This is a genomic window from Lentzea fradiae (genome assembly GCF_900100955.1).
GTDB classification, from domain to species: domain Bacteria; phylum Actinomycetota; class Actinomycetes; order Mycobacteriales; family Pseudonocardiaceae; genus Lentzea; species Lentzea fradiae.
The window spans coordinates 234,010-252,060 of the sequence record NZ_FNCC01000009.1 but is presented as its reverse complement, the minus strand read 5'-3'; the positions used below and the strand labels follow the sequence as shown (position 1 = coordinate 252,060).

The following is an 18,051-nucleotide window of genomic DNA, read 5'->3' as shown; positions in this document are numbered from 1 at the left end:
CCGTCCGCCGGGTGGTTCCCACCGGCCGGGAACGCGGCGAGTCCCGGCCGGTGGGGGCTCAGCCGCGGCGCTTGGTCCACACGTCGTAGGCGACGGCCACGAGCAGCACGAGACCCTTCACCAGCATCACCCGTTCGCTGGGCGAGCCGATCAGCGACATGCCGTTGTTGATGACACCCATGATCAGGCCACCGGTGATCGCGCCGACCACCTTGCCGACACCGCCCTGCACCGCCGCGCCGCCGATGAACGCGGCCGCGATGGCGTCGAGCTCGAACGACATGCCCGCCGTCGGCCCCGCCTGGTTGAGCCGCCCGGCGAAGATCACGCCGGCGAGTCCCGCCAGCGCGCCCATGTTGACGAACACCCAGAACGTGACGGCCTTGACCTTCACACCCGACAGCGTCGCCGCCTGGAGGTTGCCGCCGATCGAGTAGATGTGCCTGCCGAACACCGAGTTGTTCGCCATCAGCGAGTACCCGAGCGCGAGCGCCGCCAGCAGCACCAGCACCCACGGCAGGTTGCGGAACCGGGCGAGCTGCACCACGACCGCCATCACGACCAGCGCCACGCCCGCGATCTTGAGCACGAACACCGGCATCGGGTCGACGCTCTGCCCGTAGCCGAGCCGCGCGGACCGCTTGCGCCACTGCGACAACGCGAACCCGGCGACGCAGGCGAGCCCGGCGAGCAGGCTCACCAGGTCGGCGCCGCCGAGCGGGCCGAGGCCGATGTTGCCGAGGTAGCCGCTCGTGAACCCGTTGGACAGCGACCGGATCTCGTCGGGGAACGGGCCGATGCCCTGGTTGCCCAGCGTCGTCATGGTGAGAGCGCGGAACACCAGCATGCCGGCCAGCGTGACGATGAACGCGGGGATGCCGAAGTAGGCGATCCAGTAGCCCTGCGCCGCGCCGATCAGCGCGCCGGACAGCAGCGTCAGCAGCACCGCCAGCGGCCACGGCAGTCCCCATTGGACGGTCAGCACCGCGCAGACCGCGCCCGTCAGCGCGACGGTCGAGCCCACCGACAGGTCGATGTGCCCGCCGATGATCACCAGGATCATGCCGATCGCGAGGATGAGCACGTACGAGTTCTGCACGATGATGTTCGAGATGTTCTGCGGCTGCAGCAGCGCGCCGTCTGTCAGCACCGCGAACAGCACGACGATCAGCGCGAACGCGACGTAGATGCCCGACTGCCGCATGTTGATCGAGAACCGGCTGGATGGTTCCGAGGGAGCGGCGGCCGGTGCCGCGGCGGTCTTCGTGGTCATGAGCCCTGTCCTCGCGTCATGTACTGCATCAGACGTTCCTGCGTGGCCTCTTCTCGGCTCACCTCGCCGGTGATGCGGCCCTCCGACAGCGCGTACACGCGGTCGCACAGGCCGAGGAGCTCCGGCAGCTCGGAGGAGATCACCAGCACGGCTCTGCCCTGCGCGGCCAGGTCGTTGATGATCGAGTAGATCTCGTACTTCGCGCCGACGTCGATGCCGCGCGTCGGCTCGTCGAGGATCAGCACGTCCGGGTCGGTGAACATCCACTTCGCCAGCACGACCTTCTGCTGGTTGCCGCCCGACAGCGTGCCGGTCGGCGTGGACACCGACGACGTCCTGATGCCCATGGACCTGCGGTACCGCTCGGCGACCGAGTTCTCCTCGTTCTCGTTCACCCAGCCGCGGCTCGACAGCTTGTCCAGCGCCGCCGCGGAGACGTTGCGCTGTACGCCCTCGATCAGGTTGAGCCCGTAGCGCTTGCGGTCCTCGCTCACGTACGCGATGCCGTGCCGGATCGCCGACCGCACCGTGCGCGTGTCGATCTCCCGGCCGTCCTTGACGACCCGCCCGGAGACGCCGACACCGTAGGAGCGGCCGAACACGCTCATCGCGAGCTCCGTGCGCCCGGCGCCCATCAGGCCGGCGAGACCGACGATCTCCCCGCGCCGCAACGACAACGTCGCCCTGTCCACGACCACCCGGTCCGGCTGGGCGGGGCTGTGCACCGTCCAGTCCTCGATGCGCAGCACCTCCTCGCCGATGTCGGGCGTGCGCGGCGGGAACCGGTGCTCCAGGTCGCGGCCGACCATGCCGGCGATGATGCGGTCCTCGCTCAGCCCCTGCGCGGGCAGCGTCTCGATGGTCTTGCCGTCGCGCAGCACCGTGACGGTGTCGGAGATCCTCGTGACCTCACCCAGCTTGTGGGAGATGATCACCGAGGTGACGCCCTCCGACCGCAGCCCGTCGAGCAGGTCGAGCAGGTGCTGCGAGTCGTCGTCGTTGAGCGCCGCCGTCGGCTCGTCGAGGATGAGGAGCTTGACCTCCTTCGACAGCGCCTTCGCGATCTCGACGAGCTGCTGCTTGCCTACGCCGAGGTCGTCGACCCGCGTCGTCGGGCTCTCCCGCAGCCCGACGCGGTCGAGCAGCGCCTGGGCCTCGTGGTTGGTGCGGTTCCAGTCGACGAACCCGCGCCGCGACCGCTCGTTGCCGAGGAAGATGTTCTCCGCGACCGAGAGCTGGCCGCACAGCGCCAGCTCCTGGTGGATGATCACGATCCCGCGCCGCTCGCTGTCGCGCACGCTCTGGAACGCGCACGGCTCACCCTCGAAGAGGATCTCGCCCTCGTACGTGCCGTGCGGGTGCACCCCGGACAGCACCTTCATCAGCGTGGACTTGCCAGCGCCGTTCTCCCCGCAGATCGCGTGGATCTCACCGCGCCGCACGGTCAGCGAGACCTCGTGCAGCGCGGTGACACCCGCGAACCTCTTGGTGATGCCGCGCATCACCAGGACGTCGTCGGACACGGGCCCTACCTGAGCTGGTCGGCGGTGTAGTAGCCGGAGTCGATCAGCTCTTTCTGGTAGTTCGACTTGTCGACGGGAACCGGCTGGAGCAGGAACGACGGCACGACCTTCTCGCCGTTGTCGTAGTCGGTCGTGTTGTTGACCTCCGGCTTGGTGCCCTTGAGCACCGCGTCGGCCATGTTCGCCGCCACGTCGGTGAGCTGGCGGAGGTCCTTGAAGATCGTCGAGTACTGCTCACCCGCGATGATCGACTTCATCGAGGCGACCTCGGCGTCCTGCCCGGTCACGATCGGGTAGGGCTGGCCGCCCGTGCCGTAGCCGTTGCTCTTGAGCGCCGAGAGGATGCCGATCGACAGGCCGTCGAACGGCGACAGGACGCCGTCGACCTTGGCGTTGCCGTACGTCGAGGTCAGCAGGTCCTCCATGCGCCGCTGCGCGGTGGCCGCGTCCCAGCGCAGGATCGCGGTGGTCTTGAAGTCCGTCTGACCGGACTTGACGACGAGCTTGCCCTGGTCGATCAGCGGCTGGAGCACCGACATCGCGCCGTTGTAGAAGAACGTGGCGTTGTTGTCGTCTGGGGATCCGGCGAAGATCTCGATGTTGAACGGCCCCTCGCCCCTGGTCTTCAGCCCGTCCAGCAGCGAGTTCGCCTGCTGCACACCGACCTTGAAGTTGTCGAACGTCGCGTAGTAGTCGACGTTCGGCGTGTTCAGGAGCAACCGGTCGTAGGAGATCACGGGGATCTTCGCGTCCGCGGCCTGCTGCAGCTGCGAGCTGAGCGCCTTGCCGTCGATCGACGCGACGATCAGCAGCTTCACGCCCTTGGTGATCTGGTTCTCGATCTGGTTGGCCTGCGTCGGGATGTTGTCCTCCGCGTACTGCAGGTCGACCTTGTACCCCTTGGCCTCAAGGCTCTTCTTGAGGCTGTCGCCGTCGCGGACCCACCGCTCGGACGACCGGGTTGGCATCGTGACGCCCACCAGCGCACCGTCCCCGGTTCCGCTCTGCTGGTCGACTGTCTTCTCCGTGGAACCGCAGGCCGCGAGGGAGACGGCGAGTGCGGTGGTGACCGCGATCCGGACAAGCCTCATTGGTTCTCCTCGATGTCACCGGCAGGCAACAATGCTGTGGGGGGCGAGTGTTATCGCTAACAACAGCCGCGTCAAGAGTCGAGACGGTAACGGCAAGGTGATGCTGTTAGCGCTCACAGCGCGGGTGGCAGGGGAAACGGGGAGGCTTGGGGGGTTCGGCTGGCGGGTTCTGCCGGGTCGCGGGGCGGGGGTTCGGAGGTGGGCCGGGCAGCCTGTCGGCCGGGCAGCCCTCGATCGGGTCGCGCCCAACCGGGCTGCCTCCTCCGCGCCGCCCGAGCCCCAGCCGCACCCCGCCACCCCGGAAACGCCAAACGCCCGCCCCCACCGCGGTGGGGACGGGCGCTCGGTCAGCGGGTGCTCAGGCGGTCCGGCAGGTCTTGCCGTTGACCGTGAAGGCGGTCGGGTCGCCTCCGCTCCCGGACCCGTTGAAGCCGATGTAGACGGACTTGCCCGCCTCGACCGCGCCGTTCCACGACATGCTCGTCGCGGTCACGTTCTGGCCGGTCTGGCTCCAGGTCGCCGACCAGCCGGCGGTCACCCGCTGGTCGCCGGGCAGGGCGAAGGCGAGCTTCCAGTCGGCCCACGGGGTGGTGCCGGTGTTGGTCACCTTGACCTGCGCGGACAGGCCGCCGGGCCAGCGGCCCGCGGTGAAGCCGACCTCGCAGTCCGGCGTCGGCGGGGTGGTGGGGGTGCCCACCTTCTCCGCCGCCCAGCCGGAGACCCACGCGAGGGCGGAGTTCCAGTTGATCGCCACCTCGTTCACCGAGTACGCCTCGATGTCGTCGACCCAGCACTTCTGCTGCGGGCAGCCGACGAGCACGCGCTGCGCGACCGGGTCCTGCAGAGCGCTGTTCGGGCCGCCCGACAGCGATCCGGGCGGGGCGATCGGCAGGGTCGGGTCGTTCTGGTTGGCCCAGAAGCGGTGGTGGGCGTTGCGCATCGCCTGGTCGCCGTAGCCCGCCACGTACGAGGTGGTGAGCGGGTTGCGGCCGAGGAGGTAGTGCAGCGCCTCGAACACGCCTTCGCGGTACTTCTCGGCACCGGTGAAGTCGTGCGCCAGTGCGAGCACGGTGGCGTTGTTCAGGACCGCCGAGTTCGAGCCCCAGACGTAGCCCGCCGTGCTGTTGTCGTACGGCGCGGCGTAGCCCATGCCGGACATCGCGGTCAGGTGCTGGTCCGCGACGGTGGCGAAGGACGACTTGATCGCCGAGACGTCCGCCGCCGGCAGGCCGTTCGGGACGAGGGCGAGCGTGATGTCGCCCAGCGGGGCCGTGCCGCCCCAGTGGAAGCCCTCACGGCTCAGGCTCGCCGCCTTGTAGTGCGGGGACGACGTCACGTCGGTGCGGTAGGCGGCCTCGCCGGTCGTCGCGAACAGTTCCGAGGCGGCCCAGTAGAACTCGTCGGTGAGGACGTTGTCGCTGTACGCGCCGCCGCCGGTGCCGTCGTTCGGGTCGGCGATCTTGGCCGGGTTGGCCTTGGCCGCGGCGTACGCCTTGCGGGCCGCTTCCAGCGTCGTCGCCGCGTAGGTGGCGTCGATGTTCTTCCACAGCCGGGACGCCTGCGCCGCGACGGCGGCCAGGTTCAGCGTCGCCGCCGTGCTGGTCGCCGACAGGCGGCGGACCTCGGAGTCCAGTTCGGGCCTGGTCGGCAGTGCCGTCCAGTTCTCGTCGTGGATCTTGTGGTGCGCCATGCCGCCGGGTGCCTGCATCTTCAGCAGGAAGTCGACCTCCCAGCGCGCCTCGTCGAGCAGGTCGGGCACGCCGTTGGCCTTCTCCGGGATGGCCAGCGAGCCGTCGCGGAACGCGGTCGCGTCGCCGACCAGGGAGGCGCGCTCGTAGGCGTTGAGCAGCTGCCAGGTCGCGATGCCGCCGTTGACGACGTACTTGCCGTGGTCACCCGCGTCGTACCAGCCGCCGCGCACGTCGAGCGTGTAGCCGCAGGCGAGGTCGGCGCGGCACGGGACGTTGTTGTCGCCCTTGTTGGGCGCGACGTTGATGTGCCCGGCGGGACGCGCGTACTCGTCACCGACGTACTGCGCCTCGATCGGCGTTCCGCTGCGCTGGTGGTAGAAGAACGCCAGCGAGTCGTAGCGCAGCTTCTTGAACGCGTCCGCGGAGATGTCGAACGGGTAGCTGCTCTCCTCGCCCACGACCAGCGTGTAGCCGGAGCCGGGGGTGTCGAACGACGAGAAGTCGATGATGTGCACCCGGTCGCCGGACGTGGCGTCCAGGCCCTTCGGCGTGGTCTGTCCACTCGCGACGGTCGCGCCCGCGGAGCTCTTGAGCGTCCACGCCTGCGGGGCGGTGGCGTCGGAGACGAGCGTCGCGCGCTTGGGCAGGCCCGGCGCGTACGCCACGAGGTCGACCTGGACCTTCTTGGTGGGCGTCGGGTTGCCCCCGCCGGGCGGCTTCACGCCGCCGACCACCGACACGTTGTCGACGCAGACCGTGTTGTCGAAGTCCTGCCCGCCGAGCTGGAACGCCACCTGGCCGTGACCGGCGTCGGGGAAGTCCAGAGTGGACGTGAAGGTGAACGTGAAGCGCTGCTTCTGCGGCGTGACCGTGAACTGCTTGCTGGCGATCCCGCGGTAGGGGCTCACGCTTTCGCCCGCCGCGGCCGTGACGGGCTGCTCCGTCGTGGCGTGGGCGTCGAACGAGAACGTGTACGACTGGTCGCTCTCGAACGGCACGCCGTTCTGGCCGATCAGGGCGTCCCAGGGGTTCGCGGTGCCGCCGGTGACCGACGCGCACAGCTCGCCGCCGGTCACGCGGTTGGACACTCCGGCGCCGGGCCACCAGGGATCGGCGCTGCCGCTGTCGAACGACCCGTTGAGCACGCGCTCGTAGTCCGCCGCGGCGGCGGGTGCCGCCAGCGGGAACGCGGTGAGCGCCACGAGCAGGGTCGCGGCGAGCAGGCGTGGGGGTTGCGATCTCATGGCAGTGAGGTTCTCCGTCCTCGTCGACGGGCGTCTGGGAGCGCCTCGCCGACGGGGTGTCTGGGAGCGCTCCCAGGCGACCGTAGGGCGAGTTCGGCGGCGGCTACAAGAGCCGGTCGGTCAGTGGCCGCGTTCGATGGTCGATTCGACTCGATCCCGGCGATGTCCGGGAAGTCCGTCCGGTCGCGACTGTCCCGGACGTGACCAGCCGACGTCTACGCGCGCCGTCCCAGCAGGCGGTCGACCAGGTCGTGCCACGCCGCCTCCACCCGTTCCAGCGACACGCCCTCCTCGCGCACCAGGTGGTCCACGAGCACGCGGTCCACCGACGCCAGCAGGGTGTGGGCGAGGAGTCCCGCGTCGGCGTCCGGGAGGGCGGCGCGCAGCAGCAGGGCCACGTGCCGGTGCCGCAGCTGCCCGGCGGGGACCGAGTACCGGCGTCCCGGCGGCGGTTCGGCCGCCAGGTAGAGGTCGCGGTGGAGGTGTTCGTGGCGCACCGCGGCCGGGCCGTAGGCGTGCAGCCGCGTCAGCGGGTCCGCGCCGGGCCCGAGTGGGGGAGGGCCGGTCAGGAACGCCTCCTGGAACTGGCGTTCCGAGTGGTCGAGCAGGGCCTGGAGCAGGCCGTTGCGGTCGCCGAACCGCCGCGACACGGTGCCCTTGCCCACGCCGGCCGCCGCGGCGACGGACTCCATCGTGATCGCCGCCGCCCCGCACCGCGCCGCCAGCGCCGCCGCGGCGTCGAGCAGCAGCGCCCGGTTGCGTGCTGCGTCCGCCCGCGGTGGCTTCCGCTGGTCCGCGAGGGGGAGGGGTGTGCCGTCGATCACTATGGCAGCCTATCCGGAAGACAACCGGGCCGCGTCCCGTTTATCGCCGTAGTCGACCTCACCCTCTCATCCTCCGGGAGTTCACATCATGGCCGTTCGCATCATCACGCTCGTCGGCTCTCTCCGGTCCGGCTCGCACAACCGCAGGCTCGCCGAGGCCGCCGTGCAGATCGCGCCGGAGCAGGTCGAGATCAGCGTGTACGAGGGCCTGGACGCCGTGCCGTTCTACAACGAGGACATCGACGTCGAGGGCACGGTCCCGGCCGCCGCGACGAAGCTGCGCGAGGCCGTCGCCGAGGCCGACGCCGTGCTGCTCGTCTCGCCGGAGTACAACGGCACCATCCCCGCCGTGCTGAAGAACGCCATCGACTGGCTGTCGCGCCCGTTCGGCGCCGGCGCGCTGCAGGAGAAGCCGGTCGCCGTCGTGGGCACCGCCTACGGCCAGTACGGCGGCGTGTGGGCGCAGGACGAGGCCCGCAAGGCCGTCAAGATCGCCGGTGCGGCGGTCGCCGAGGACCTGACCCTGTCCATCCCGGGCTCCGTCGTGCGCTTCGCCGAGCTGCACCCGGTCGACGACCCCGAGGTCACCGAGAAGCTGGCCGCCGTGATCGAGGGCCTCGCGTCCCGCACCGCCGCGACCGTCTGAGTCTTCACCGCCACGTGGGCGCTCATCCGCAAGGGTGGGCGCCCACGCGCGTCCGCGCGGTCACGCGCTCGCGCGGCGCACCAGGGAGGTCGGCAGCAGCATCGACTGCGGCAGCTTCTCGTCCCCGCCGAGCTCGGCGAGCAGGCGCCACGTCATGGTGCGGCCGAGCTGCTCGACGTTCTGCCGGACGGTGGTGAGCGGCGGCGTCGCGGTGGCGGCCAGCACCGAGTCGTCGAACCCCACGACGGCCACGTCGTCGGGAATCCGGCGGCCCTGGGCCTGCAACACCCGCAACGCGCCCACGGCCATGATGTCCGCGGCCACGAAGACCGCGTCGAGATCGGGTGCCCTGCGCAGCAGCTCCTCCATGGCGAGGGCGCCGCTCTCGGGCGTGAAGTCGCTGTGCACCACCAGGTCCACGGGCATGCCGTGCTCGGCGAGCCCGCACCGCCAGCCGCTCAGCCGGTCCATGCCCACGGCCATGTCCCGCGGGCCCGCGATCGTGGCGATCTTCTGGCGGTTCAGCGAGATGAGGAAGCGCACGGCTCCCAGGGAGCCGTTGAAGTTGTCCGAGTCGACGAACGGGGCGCCGCCACCCGCGAGGGGACGGCCACCCGACACGACGGGCAAGCCCGTCTCGTGCAACGTCCTCGGCAACGGGTCCTCGCCGTGCAGGCTCACGACGAGCGCCCCGTCGACGTGGCCGCCCGTGAGGTAGGCGACCTGGTCCTCCCCGTCGAGCGGCTGGTTCATCATCAGCAGGAGCTGGACGTGCCGTCCGGCGAGCTCGGCGTGCACACCGCGCAGGATCCCGGCGAAGAACGGGTCGGCCAGCACCCGGCTGCCCTGTTCCGAGATCACCAGCGCGATGGCGTTCGCCTTGCTGCCGGCCAGGGTGCGGGCGGCGTGGTTCGGGCTGTACCCGAGCAGCGCGATCGCGCGGTGGACCGCCTGGCGCGACCGCTCGCTCACGTACTTCTCGCCGTTGATCACCCTGGACACGGTCGACTTCGACACCCCGGCCACGCGCGCGACCTCTTCGATGCGCGGGCCGGGGCGCCGACTCCTGCCTTCCGTCATGAGACGGAGACCAGCGCGTTGTCGCGCGCCACCCGGCTGTACCACCTCGCACTCATCTTCGGGGTGCGGACCTGGGTGTCGTAGTCGACGTGGACGATGCCGAACCGCTTCGCGTACCCCTCGGCCCACTCGAAGTTGTCCAGCAGCGACCAGCAGAAGTACCCGCGCAGGTCGACTCCCGCCTCGATCGCCGTGTGGGCGGCGCGGAGGTGGGAGGCGATGAAGCCGGTGCGGTCGACGTCGTCGATCGCACCGGAGCCGTTGACGTGGTCGCGGAACGCGGCCCCGTTCTCCGTGATGTACAGCGGCAGCCGCGGGTAGTCGTGGTGCAGCCGCAGCAGCGTGGCGGTCAGGCCGTCCGGCCGGACCTCCCAGCCCATGTCGGTGATCGGCGCGTCCCTGCGGGGGAACGACGCCTGCTCCACGCCCACCCACGGGGACGGGCCGGGCTCGCTGCCGTTGGCCGACGAGCTGACGTAGTGCTCGCTGTAGTAGTTCACGCCGAGCATGTCGAGCGGCCCGGAGATGATGTCCAGGTCACCGTCCTGGACGTTGCCGGCGAACCCGAACGGCTCCAGGTCGGCCACGATGTCGGCCGGGTACTCGCCGCGCAGCAACGGGTCGAGGAAGATCCGCTGCTGAAGGCCGTCGAGACGGCGCGCCACGTCGAGGTCCGCGGGGTTGCTCGGGTCGACCGGGATGATCGGGTACATGTTGAGCGTGATGCCCACCTGGGCACCGGGGACGCCGGCGCGGATCGCGTCGGCGGCGAGCCCGTGGCCCAGCAGCAGGTGGTGCACCGCGGACACGGCCGCGCGCGGGTCCTGGCGGCCGGGGGCGTGCACACCCGAGGCGTAGCCGAGGAACGCCGAGCACCACGGCTCGTTGAGCGTCGTCCACGAGCTGACGCGGTCGCCGAGGGCTTCGACCGCGGACGTCGCGTACTCCGCGAAGCGGAACGCGGTGTCGCGGTTGGCCCAGCCGCCCTCCACCTCCAGCGCCTGCGGCAGGTCCCAGTGGTACAGCGTCGGCCACGGCAGGATGTCGTTCTCCAGCAGCGTGTCCACGAGCCTGCTGTAGAAGTCGAGACCGGCCTGGTTGACCTTGCCACCGTCCGGCCGCACGCGCGGCCAGGCGATGGAGAACCGGTACGCCTTGAGCCCGAGGTCCGCCATCAGGGCGACGTCCTGCTCGAACCGGCGGTAGTGGTCGGCCGCGGGCTCACCGCAGTCTCCGCCGACCACCTTCCCGGGCTGGCGACAGAACTCGTCCCAGATCGAGTCGGTGCGGCCGTCCACCTCGGTCGCGCCTTCCACCTGGAAGGCCGCGGTCGCGGCTCCCCACAGAAAACCCTGCGGGAAAACAATGTTCTCCATTTTCACCCCTTGACGGCGCCCTGCATGACACCGGCGACGATCTGCCGCCCGAGTACGAGGAAGACGATGAGCACCGGAATCGTCGCGAGCGTCGTTCCGGCGAGGACCAGCGAGTAGTCGACGTAGTAGCCGCTTTGCAGCTTCTCCAGCGCCACCTGGAGAGTCGGGTTGTCGGCGTTGAGGACGACGAGCGGCCACAGGAAGTCGTTCCAGGACTGCATGAACGTGAAGACACCGAGCATCGCGGCGGCGGGACGGGCCGCGGGCAGCGCCACGTGCCAGAACGTCCGCCACAGGCTGCAGCCGTCCATGCGCGCCGCCTCGACGAGCTCGTCGGGGATGGCGTCCACGAGGTACTGCCGCATCCAGAACACGCCGAACGCGGTGACCAGGTTCGGCACGATCACGGCTTCCAGCTCGCCCGCCCAGCCGAACTCGGCCATCGCCATGTACAGCGGGATGATGCCGAGCTGCGTCGGCACCGCCAGCGTGGCCACGACGAACAGGAACAGCACCCCGCGGCCGCGGAACCGCAGCTTGGCGAAGGCGAACCCGGCGAGCGTCGACAGCAGCACGACCGACAGCGTCACCGTGCCGGACACGATGAAGCTGTTGCCGAGCGCCTTCCAGAACGGGATGGAGTCGAACACCCTGGAGGCGTTCGCGATGAAGTTGCCACCCGGGATCAGCGTGAAGTCGCCGGTCAGCACCGAGTTGTCACGGCTCGCGACCAGGTACGACCAGTAGAACGGGAACGCCGAGCCGAGCACGAACGCGCCGAGGAGGCCGTACACCAGGAACGAGGGTCTGCGGTTCGTCATCGGACCGCCCTCCTGGTGATGAGGAAGTTGAGGCCGGCGACCGCGATCACGATCAGGAACAGCACCCACGCGATGGCGGAGGCGTAGCCGAGGTCGAGACCCTGGAAGGCCGACTGGTACAGGTAGAGCACGACTGTCTGGTACTGGTGTTCCGTGCCGCCGCCACTGCCGCCGGCTGGTTCGAACAGCTTCGGCTCGGTGAAGATCTGCAGGCCGCCGATCGTCGACGTGACGATCACGAAGATCAGCGTCGGCTTCAGCATCGGGAGGGTGATGCTGAAGAACTGCCGCAGGGCGCTGGCGCCGTCCACGACCGCCGCTTCGTAGACGTCCCTCGGGATCGCCTGCATCGCGGCGAGGATGATCAGCGCGTTGTAGCCGGTCCACCGCCAGTTGACCATCGAGGCGATGGCGACGTGGCTGCCGAACGTGCTGGCCTGCCAGTCGATCGGCTCGATGCCGACGAGCCCGAGCACGTCGTTCACCAGGCCGTACTGGGGGCCGAACAGGTTGCCGAAGATGATCGTCAGAGCGACGAGGCTCGCGACGTAGGGGAGCAGAACGCCCATCCGCCAGCCCGTGCGGGCCCGCAGGTTCGCGTTCAGCAGCGCCGCGATGACCACCGCGACGACGACCTGGGGCGCGCTCGAGAGCAAGAAGATGCTGAACGTGTTGAACAGCGCGTTCCAGAACTGGTCGTCCGCGACGAGCGTCCGGAAGTTCTCCAGTCCGATGAACGCCGGTTCGTCGTCACCGACCTCCCAGTCGAACAGGGAGACGTAGGCCGTGTAGAGCAGCGGGAACAGCCCGATCGCGCCGAAGAGCACGAAGAACGGCGCGACGAACAGGTAGGGCGAGACCTTGGCGTCCAGGTTGGACAGCCGGTGACGCCGCGGAGGCCGCGGCCGAGCGGTGTTCGCTCGTCCGCGGTCCTCCACCTCAGGAAGAGTGGCGGTCACTACTTGGCCGCCTTCTTAGCGCCGTCGACGGCCGCCGTCCAGGCTTCCTCAGCGTTCTTGCCCTGCTCGATCGACTGCAGAGCCGGGCTGAAGACCGTCTCCTGGATCTGACCGTCGGCCGGGCCCTTGTACTGCGCGGCCTTGATCTTCTTGGCCTGCGTGGCGAAGAGCTCGCCCGCCTTCACGTCACCGAAGTACGCGTTGGTCTGCTCCAGCAGCTCCGGCGCGTCGAGGGCCTTGACCTGGCTCGGGAACGTGCCCTTGGCCTTGAACGCCTTGATCTGCTGCTCCGGCTGGGTCAGCCACGCGGCGAGCTCGGCGGCCTTCTGCGCGTTCTTGCTCTGCTTCGGCACGGTCAGGTACGAACCGCCCCAGTTGCCGCCACCGTTCGGGAACGCGTCGGTGACCGCCCACTTGCCGGCGTTCTCGGCACCGGCCTGCGACTCGACGACACCGAGCATCCACGACGGGCAGGTCTTGGTGGCGAACTTGCCGAGCTTGAAGCCGGTGTTCCACTCGGGGCTGAACGCCACGAGACGGGCCGACTGTCCCTTCGAGACGGCCGCCGCGACGGTGTCCCAGTTCTTCTTGATGTCGGGGTTGGTGTCGACGACCAGCTTGTCGGAGGTGTCGTAGTAGCCGGTCTCCAGCTGGTTGTGCATGGCGTTGTAGACCTGCGCGGCGCTGTCGAACCACGCGACGCCCGGGACCTTCGCGATGAACTGGTCACCCGCGGCGAAGTAGCTGTCCCACGTGGCGAAGAGCGTCTTCACGCCCTCCGGGTCGGACGGCAGGCCGGCCTGCTCGAACAGGTCCTTGCGGTAGCACATGGCCAGCGGACCGATGTCGGTGCCGTAGCCGATGAGCTTGCCGTCCTTGGTGGTGATCGCCTGGGTCTTCCAGTCCAGCCAGCGGCCGTCCTCGATCTTCGGGCCGATCTCGTTCAGGTCGTTGAACTGACCCGACTTCGCCATCACCTGGCTGAGGTAGCCCTCTTCGACGCCCTCGATGTCGGCGAGGCCGGAGCCGGCGCCGAGCTTGGTGAACAGGTTCTGGTGGTGCGGCTGGCCCTGGCCGGTCTTGCGCTGCGTGATCTTGATGTCCGGGTGAGCTGCCTCGTACTCCTTGAACAGCTCTTCGTAGCCGAACTCGTTGAACGTCGCGATCGTCAGCTCGGTCTTGCCGTCTGCCGACTGGCCGGACCCGCCTGATCCGCACGCGGTCATGACGACGGCGGACACGGCGGCACAGATCAGCACGCTGACCCTACGGTGTCGCACGGGAGAACTCCTCTGGTCTCGGCGGCGGGTTCTGGGAGCGCTCCCAGATGCGGAGGAGTGTCGTACTGGCTTCGAACGTGTGTCAAGACACACTCCGGGGTACACCAGGCGTTTCCGGGCTGCGATAACCGGGTGACCTCGATGTTCATCCTCAGGTCACAGTTGGGAAACCTGGGAGCGTTCCCGGAACTGTGACCTTTGGGTTAACAGTGAGTGGCGCGTCCGGCACGCAGCGCGCCGGGAACCGGCTTTCTGGGAGGTCCCCAGACGGTTCCGGGGCGGACGCCCTGCTGGACGCCCGCCCCGGTTCCCTCGGTCGGTGTAGCGCTTTCGGGTGAGACGACGTCTCGTCAGGCGCTCTCGCGACGCACCAGCGACGTCGGCAGCAGCAGTGACGGCGGCAGTCCTTCCTCGCCCGCGAGCTCGCCCAGCAGGCGCCACGTCATCGTGCGGCCGAGCTGCTCGACGTCCTGGCGGACGGTGGTGAGCGGCGGCGTCGCGGTCGAGGCCAGCAGCGAGTCGTCGAACCCGACCACCGCCACGTCCTGCGGGATGCGTCTGCCTCTGGCGTGCAGGACCTGGAGGGCGCCGATGGCGATGATGTCCGCCGCCACGAAGACGGCATCGATGTCAGGGGCCCTGTCCAGCAGGTTCGCCATCGCCTGCGCGCCGCTCTCCGGCGTGAAGTCGGCCTCGGCGACGAGGTCCGCGGGCAGCTTCGCCTCGCCGAGCCCGCGCCGCCAGCCGCTGAGCCGGTCGAGCCCCGCCGCCATGTCGCGCGGGCCCGCCACCGTCGCGATCCGGTGCCGTCCTATCGAGACGAGGTGCCGGACGGCGTCGAGGCCACCGGTGAAGTTGTCCGAGTCGACGAAGGGAACGGTGGTGGCGGCGAGGGGACGGCCGCCCACGACCACGGGAACGCCGAGCTCCTGGAGCTTGCGCGGCAACGGGTCGTCGCCGTGCAGGCTCACCAGCAGCGCGCCGTCGACGTGGCCGCCCGCGAGGTAGGTGAGCAGGTCGTTGTGGTCCTCCGGCCGGCTCATCATGAGCAGCAGCTGGATGTGGCGCCCTGCCAGCTCGGCGTGCACGCCGCGCATCACCCCGGCGAAGAACGGGTCGCCGAGGACCCGCCCGCCCTGCTCGGAGACGATCAGCGCGATCGCGTTGGCCTTGCTGCCCGCGAGCGAGCGGGCCGCCTGGTTCGGGCTGTACTTGAGGTGCGTGATGGCGGTGTGCACGGCGTCGCGCGCCTTGGCGCTGACGTACTGCTCGCCGTTGATCACGCGGGAGACCGTCGACTTGGAAACACCGGCCAACCGCGCCACCTCCTCGATGCGCGGGCCTGGCCGCCGGTGCCGGTCGATCTCCGTCATGACTTCATCGTAGGGCCGTGAGAGCGCGTTCCCGACACGCCGCTGTGCCGGGAACGCGGCTTGGGGTCGGTGCGGGACGCCTGCAGGTGCAGAACGTCCCGCCCCGAAGTCCTCAGGGCTCGGTGCCCCACACGAGGGTCCCGCCGGTGTGCGCGGTCACCCTGTCGAAGTCCGTGAGAGCGGCGCTCACGCGGTAGCTGTGGTCGTCGGACTGGTTGAAAGTGGACCAATCGGACTTGGCGATCCGCACCTGGATGTCGCCCGTGCTCGCCCCCGCCGCGAGGTCGCGGGAGGGCAGGGTGACCTCCAGGTAGGCGTCGGCTCCGGTGCGGGCGGTCGTGAGCTTGATCACCCGCACCGTGATGCCCGAGCAGCCGAGCTGCGCCCAGTCGCACCACGCCTGGTAGCTCGCCGACGGCGAGTCGCCGGTGAACCAGTACCGGATCGTCGTGGTGCCGAGGGCGGCGGGGGACGTGCCGCGGTTGGTCAGCTGGAGCGTGGCGCCGATCTGGTTCGACGTGGCCGGGCCGGATCCCTTGTGCTGCACCGCCAGCGTCCCGCCGCCGCTGTCACCGGGAAGAGTCCGCACGGTGACCGCGCTGCTCGCGGCGGAGACGTTCCCCGCGGCGTCCCTGGCCCGCACCGCGAGCGAGTAGGACGTGTCGGGGGTGAGGCCGGTCAGCCGGAGGGTGGTGGTGGCTGACGAACCGAGGACAGTGCTGCCGTTCAGGACCTCGTACCCGGCCACGCCGAGGTTGTCGGTCGAAGCCGTCCAGCTCAGCGTGACGCCGCTGCTGGTGACGTTCGACGTGGTCAGTCCACTCGGGACCGACGGGGGTTCGGAGTCCTCGACTCCGCTGCCGCCGTCCGGTTCGGTGCCCCAGACGGTCTTGCCGTTCTCGCGCAGCACGAGCCGGTCGGTCTGGACGACGGTGTTGCCGCTGCCGAGGCCCACGTACGACCAGTCGTTGGACGGGTCCCAGGTGCCCGCGCTGGTGATGCGGAACTGGACCTCCTTGCGGTACGCGGACTGCCCGGCCGGTGCCACACCGGGACACGGGATCTCCACGTAGTACACCGAACCCTGGTGCTGCACGGGCGCGCTCGCCGCCCCGCACTGGTTGTAGTTCGTCGTGACGGTGATCTGGCTCGGCGTCGTCGCGCCGTCGAGCGTGAAGTAGTAGCGCAGGGTGCCGTTGAACGTCCTGGCCGGCCACGCGCTCTTGTTGAGCAGGAACGCCTTCACCTCGGTGAACTGCGTGGCACTCTGGTTCACCGACGCCTGAACCGTGAGCTCGGGCCCGTCCGGCGTCTCGGCCACGGGGAAGTTCGCGAGCGGCGTGCCGCCGTACTCGCCGTAGAGGCGGGCGAGGGCACTGGTGAAGCCCGCGTTGTAGTCGAGCGCGACCTCGTTCATCACGTAGTCGCTGCGGCTGTCGGTGTAGGCGTCGTTGTTGGTGCTGGGACCGCCGACCAGCGCGCCGTAGAGCACGTGCCGGCTGACGGCGGGTTCCTGGATGCTGTCGGCCCACGAGCCGTGCGCCGTGCGGTGGTGCGGGTTGCGCGGCGAGTTCGCGCCGAAGCCGACGACGTAGCTGGAGTTGCGCGGGTTGTCGCCCAGCGCGTAGTTGATCTGCCGCACGCCGAAGTCGTGGTAGGTGCGCGCCCGCGTGCTGTCCCGGGTGGACAGCCAGTCGGAGTAGGTCAGCGCGGCGAACGCGGTGTTGGCCGCGTACCGCAGCGATCCCCAGCTGTCGAGCACCGCCTGGCCGCCGGGGGAGTAGCGGATCCGGTTGCCGTTGTACCCGGTCGTCCAGTAGTCGAGCCAGCGGTTCGCGTCGTTGACGTAGGTCTGCTCACCGGTCAGCTTCGCCATCAGGACGTAGGCGCCATAAGACTTGTCGTCCCACGCGATCGTCCACTTGTAGGACCGCTCGCTGCTCTGCGGTTCGGTGCTGAGCTTCTCGTACTCGGCCTTCGCCTTGGTGAGGTAGGACGCGTCACCGGTGGCGCGGTGCAGCCAGATCGCGCCCCACACCAGCTCGTCCTGGTAGCCGCTCCACGAGTTGTAGAAGTTCGAGGCGTCGGTGATGCAGGAGCTGTACTTGCCGCGGTAGGTGTCCGCGAACGAGTAGAGCTGCTTCGCGTGCGTCAGCAGGGTCGCCGCGTAGGTGGGGTCGGTGGCCTGGAAGACCATCGAGGCCGAGGCCATCGCGGCCGCGTACTCGCCCGCGAGGTCGGAGCCGGGGCAGGAAGCGTCCACTTTGTACGAAGGACGGGCCATCGTCATGACCTCGGCCGAGCCCCACCAGGCGTGGTCGGGGTTGCCCGCGCCGACCTGCCCGTAGACGACGTTGGGCGACGGGTGCGCCTTGATGATCCAGTCGGTGCCGTGCTTGAGGTTCGAGAGCAGGTGCGGCAGCTGGCCGGAGCTCGCGTAGGCGTCCCGGTTCTCCACGACGCCCCAGGCGAGCATCGACATCGTGAACGCGAAGGGCAGACCGAACTTCACGTGGTCGCCCGCGTCGTAGAACCCGCCGGACAGGTCGAGCCCGACGTCGGACCCGTCGTTCAGCGCGGAGCCGGCCCGCCAGCTCACGCGGTTGCCCGCCGGAAGCGCCCCCGAGCGCTGGGCGTCGTAGAACCAGATCGACTTCTGCAACGCCTCCGCGTAGTTGTACGCGGGAGCGGCGGCCGACGGGGACGCCAGCGGCCCCGACAACGCCGCGAGCGCCGTCAGCACGGCGGCGAGGACGACCGGCACAGCTCTCGACATGCGCACGTGAGCCTCCGATGACTGAAGCTTCGACGTAGGACTGGGAGCGCTCCCAGAAACCGGACTGTAACGGTCACGCAGGAAATTTTCCGCT

The 18,051-nt window shown here is 69.5% G+C and carries 13 protein-coding genes; 1 reads left to right on the top strand and 12 read right to left on the bottom strand.

Annotated elements, in window-relative coordinates; translation table 11 throughout:
- Positions 1–58 precede the first annotated feature (58 nt).
- The 5 genes from mmsB to BLT23_RS22720 form a co-directional block, all read right to left on the bottom strand.
- Positions 59–1,273: a multiple monosaccharide ABC transporter permease gene (gene mmsB / locus BLT23_RS22740; protein WP_090051852.1), complete on the bottom strand. Its 1,215-nt coding sequence runs from the start codon at positions 1,271–1,273 to the stop codon at positions 59–61.
- Positions 1,270–2,775 (bottom strand): multiple monosaccharide ABC transporter ATP-binding protein, encoded by a 1,506-nt coding sequence (gene mmsA, locus BLT23_RS22735; protein ID WP_090052098.1) that lies wholly within the window; start codon positions 2,773–2,775, stop codon positions 1,270–1,272. Before mmsA ends, mmsB begins: the two co-directional genes overlap by 4 nt.
- Positions 2,776–2,801: 26 nt before the next feature.
- The gene (chvE, locus tag BLT23_RS22730; protein ID WP_090051851.1) at positions 2,802–3,887 is read right to left on the bottom strand and encodes a multiple monosaccharide ABC transporter substrate-binding protein; all 1,086 of its coding nucleotides are present in this window, start codon (positions 3,885–3,887) and stop codon (positions 2,802–2,804) included.
- A 358-nt stretch (positions 3,888–4,245) separates the two neighbouring features.
- The gene (locus tag BLT23_RS22725) at positions 4,246–6,822 is read right to left on the bottom strand and encodes a glycoside hydrolase family 9 protein (RefSeq protein ID WP_090051850.1); all 2,577 of its coding nucleotides are present in this window, start codon (positions 6,820–6,822) and stop codon (positions 4,246–4,248) included.
- Positions 6,823–7,037: 215 nt separating this feature from the next.
- Complete coding sequence (locus BLT23_RS22720) at positions 7,038–7,646, bottom strand: TetR/AcrR family transcriptional regulator (RefSeq protein ID WP_245744099.1); 609 nt, start codon at positions 7,644–7,646, stop codon at positions 7,038–7,040.
- Positions 7,647–7,734: 88 nt separating this feature from the next.
- Between BLT23_RS22720 and BLT23_RS22715 the strand changes: the two genes are divergently transcribed.
- Complete coding sequence (locus tag BLT23_RS22715; protein WP_090051848.1) at positions 7,735–8,292, top strand: NADPH-dependent FMN reductase; 558 nt, start codon at positions 7,735–7,737, stop codon at positions 8,290–8,292.
- A gap of 60 nt (positions 8,293–8,352) precedes the next feature.
- On the opposite strand, the gene BLT23_RS22710 is transcribed toward BLT23_RS22715, so the two are convergent.
- The 7 genes from BLT23_RS22710 to BLT23_RS22680 all read right to left on the bottom strand — a co-directional run bounded on the left by BLT23_RS22710 (position 8,353) and on the right by BLT23_RS22680 (position 17,957).
- Positions 8,353–9,372 (bottom strand): LacI family DNA-binding transcriptional regulator, encoded by a 1,020-nt coding sequence (locus BLT23_RS22710; RefSeq protein ID WP_090051847.1) that lies wholly within the window; start codon positions 9,370–9,372, stop codon positions 8,353–8,355.
- Complete coding sequence (locus BLT23_RS22705) at positions 9,369–10,748, bottom strand: GH1 family beta-glucosidase (RefSeq protein WP_090051846.1); 1,380 nt, start codon at positions 10,746–10,748, stop codon at positions 9,369–9,371. The genes BLT23_RS22710 and BLT23_RS22705 overlap by 4 nt, the downstream gene beginning before the upstream one ends.
- 2 nt (positions 10,749–10,750) lie before the next feature.
- On the bottom strand, positions 10,751–11,569 hold the full coding sequence (locus BLT23_RS22700) for a carbohydrate ABC transporter permease (RefSeq protein WP_090051845.1): 819 nt from the start codon (positions 11,567–11,569) through the stop codon (positions 10,751–10,753).
- Positions 11,566–12,507 (bottom strand): carbohydrate ABC transporter permease, encoded by a 942-nt coding sequence (locus tag BLT23_RS22695; protein WP_245744098.1) that lies wholly within the window; start codon positions 12,505–12,507, stop codon positions 11,566–11,568. The genes BLT23_RS22700 and BLT23_RS22695 overlap by 4 nt, the downstream gene beginning before the upstream one ends.
- Positions 12,508–12,527: 20 nt before the next feature.
- The gene (locus tag BLT23_RS22690; RefSeq protein WP_425434405.1) at positions 12,528–13,808 is read right to left on the bottom strand and encodes an ABC transporter substrate-binding protein; all 1,281 of its coding nucleotides are present in this window, start codon (positions 13,806–13,808) and stop codon (positions 12,528–12,530) included.
- A 350-nt stretch (positions 13,809–14,158) separates the two neighbouring features.
- Positions 14,159–15,181 (bottom strand): LacI family DNA-binding transcriptional regulator, encoded by a 1,023-nt coding sequence (locus BLT23_RS22685; RefSeq protein ID WP_090051843.1) that lies wholly within the window; start codon positions 15,179–15,181, stop codon positions 14,159–14,161.
- A 112-nt stretch (positions 15,182–15,293) separates the two neighbouring features.
- The gene (locus tag BLT23_RS22680; protein ID WP_090051842.1) at positions 15,294–17,957 is read right to left on the bottom strand and encodes a glycoside hydrolase family 9 protein; all 2,664 of its coding nucleotides are present in this window, start codon (positions 17,955–17,957) and stop codon (positions 15,294–15,296) included.
- Positions 17,958–18,051: the final 94 nt, after the last annotated feature.

Coding starts and splice junctions, on each gene's coding strand:
- BLT23_RS22680 (WP_090051842.1), bottom strand. CDS start 17,957: ATGTCGAGAGCTGTGCCGGTCGTCCTCGCCGCCGTGCTGACGGCGCTC.
- mmsB (WP_090051852.1), bottom strand. CDS start 1,273: ATGACCACGAAGACCGCCGCGGCACCGGCCGCCGCTCCCTCGGAACCA.
- BLT23_RS22705 (WP_090051846.1), bottom strand. CDS start 10,748: ATGGAGAACATTGTTTTCCCGCAGGGTTTTCTGTGGGGAGCCGCGACC.
- BLT23_RS22715 (WP_090051848.1), top strand. CDS start 7,735: ATGGCCGTTCGCATCATCACGCTCGTCGGCTCTCTCCGGTCCGGCTCG.
- BLT23_RS22700 (WP_090051845.1), bottom strand. CDS start 11,569: ATGACGAACCGCAGACCCTCGTTCCTGGTGTACGGCCTCCTCGGCGCG.
- chvE (WP_090051851.1), bottom strand. CDS start 3,887: ATGAGGCTTGTCCGGATCGCGGTCACCACCGCACTCGCCGTCTCCCTC.
- BLT23_RS22710 (WP_090051847.1), bottom strand. CDS start 9,372: ATGACGGAAGGCAGGAGTCGGCGCCCCGGCCCGCGCATCGAAGAGGTC.
- BLT23_RS22725 (WP_090051850.1), bottom strand. CDS start 6,822: ATGAGATCGCAACCCCCACGCCTGCTCGCCGCGACCCTGCTCGTGGCG.
- BLT23_RS22685 (WP_090051843.1), bottom strand. CDS start 15,181: ATGACGGAGATCGACCGGCACCGGCGGCCAGGCCCGCGCATCGAGGAG.
- mmsA (WP_090052098.1), bottom strand. CDS start 2,775: ATGCGCGGCATCACCAAGAGGTTCGCGGGTGTCACCGCGCTGCACGAG.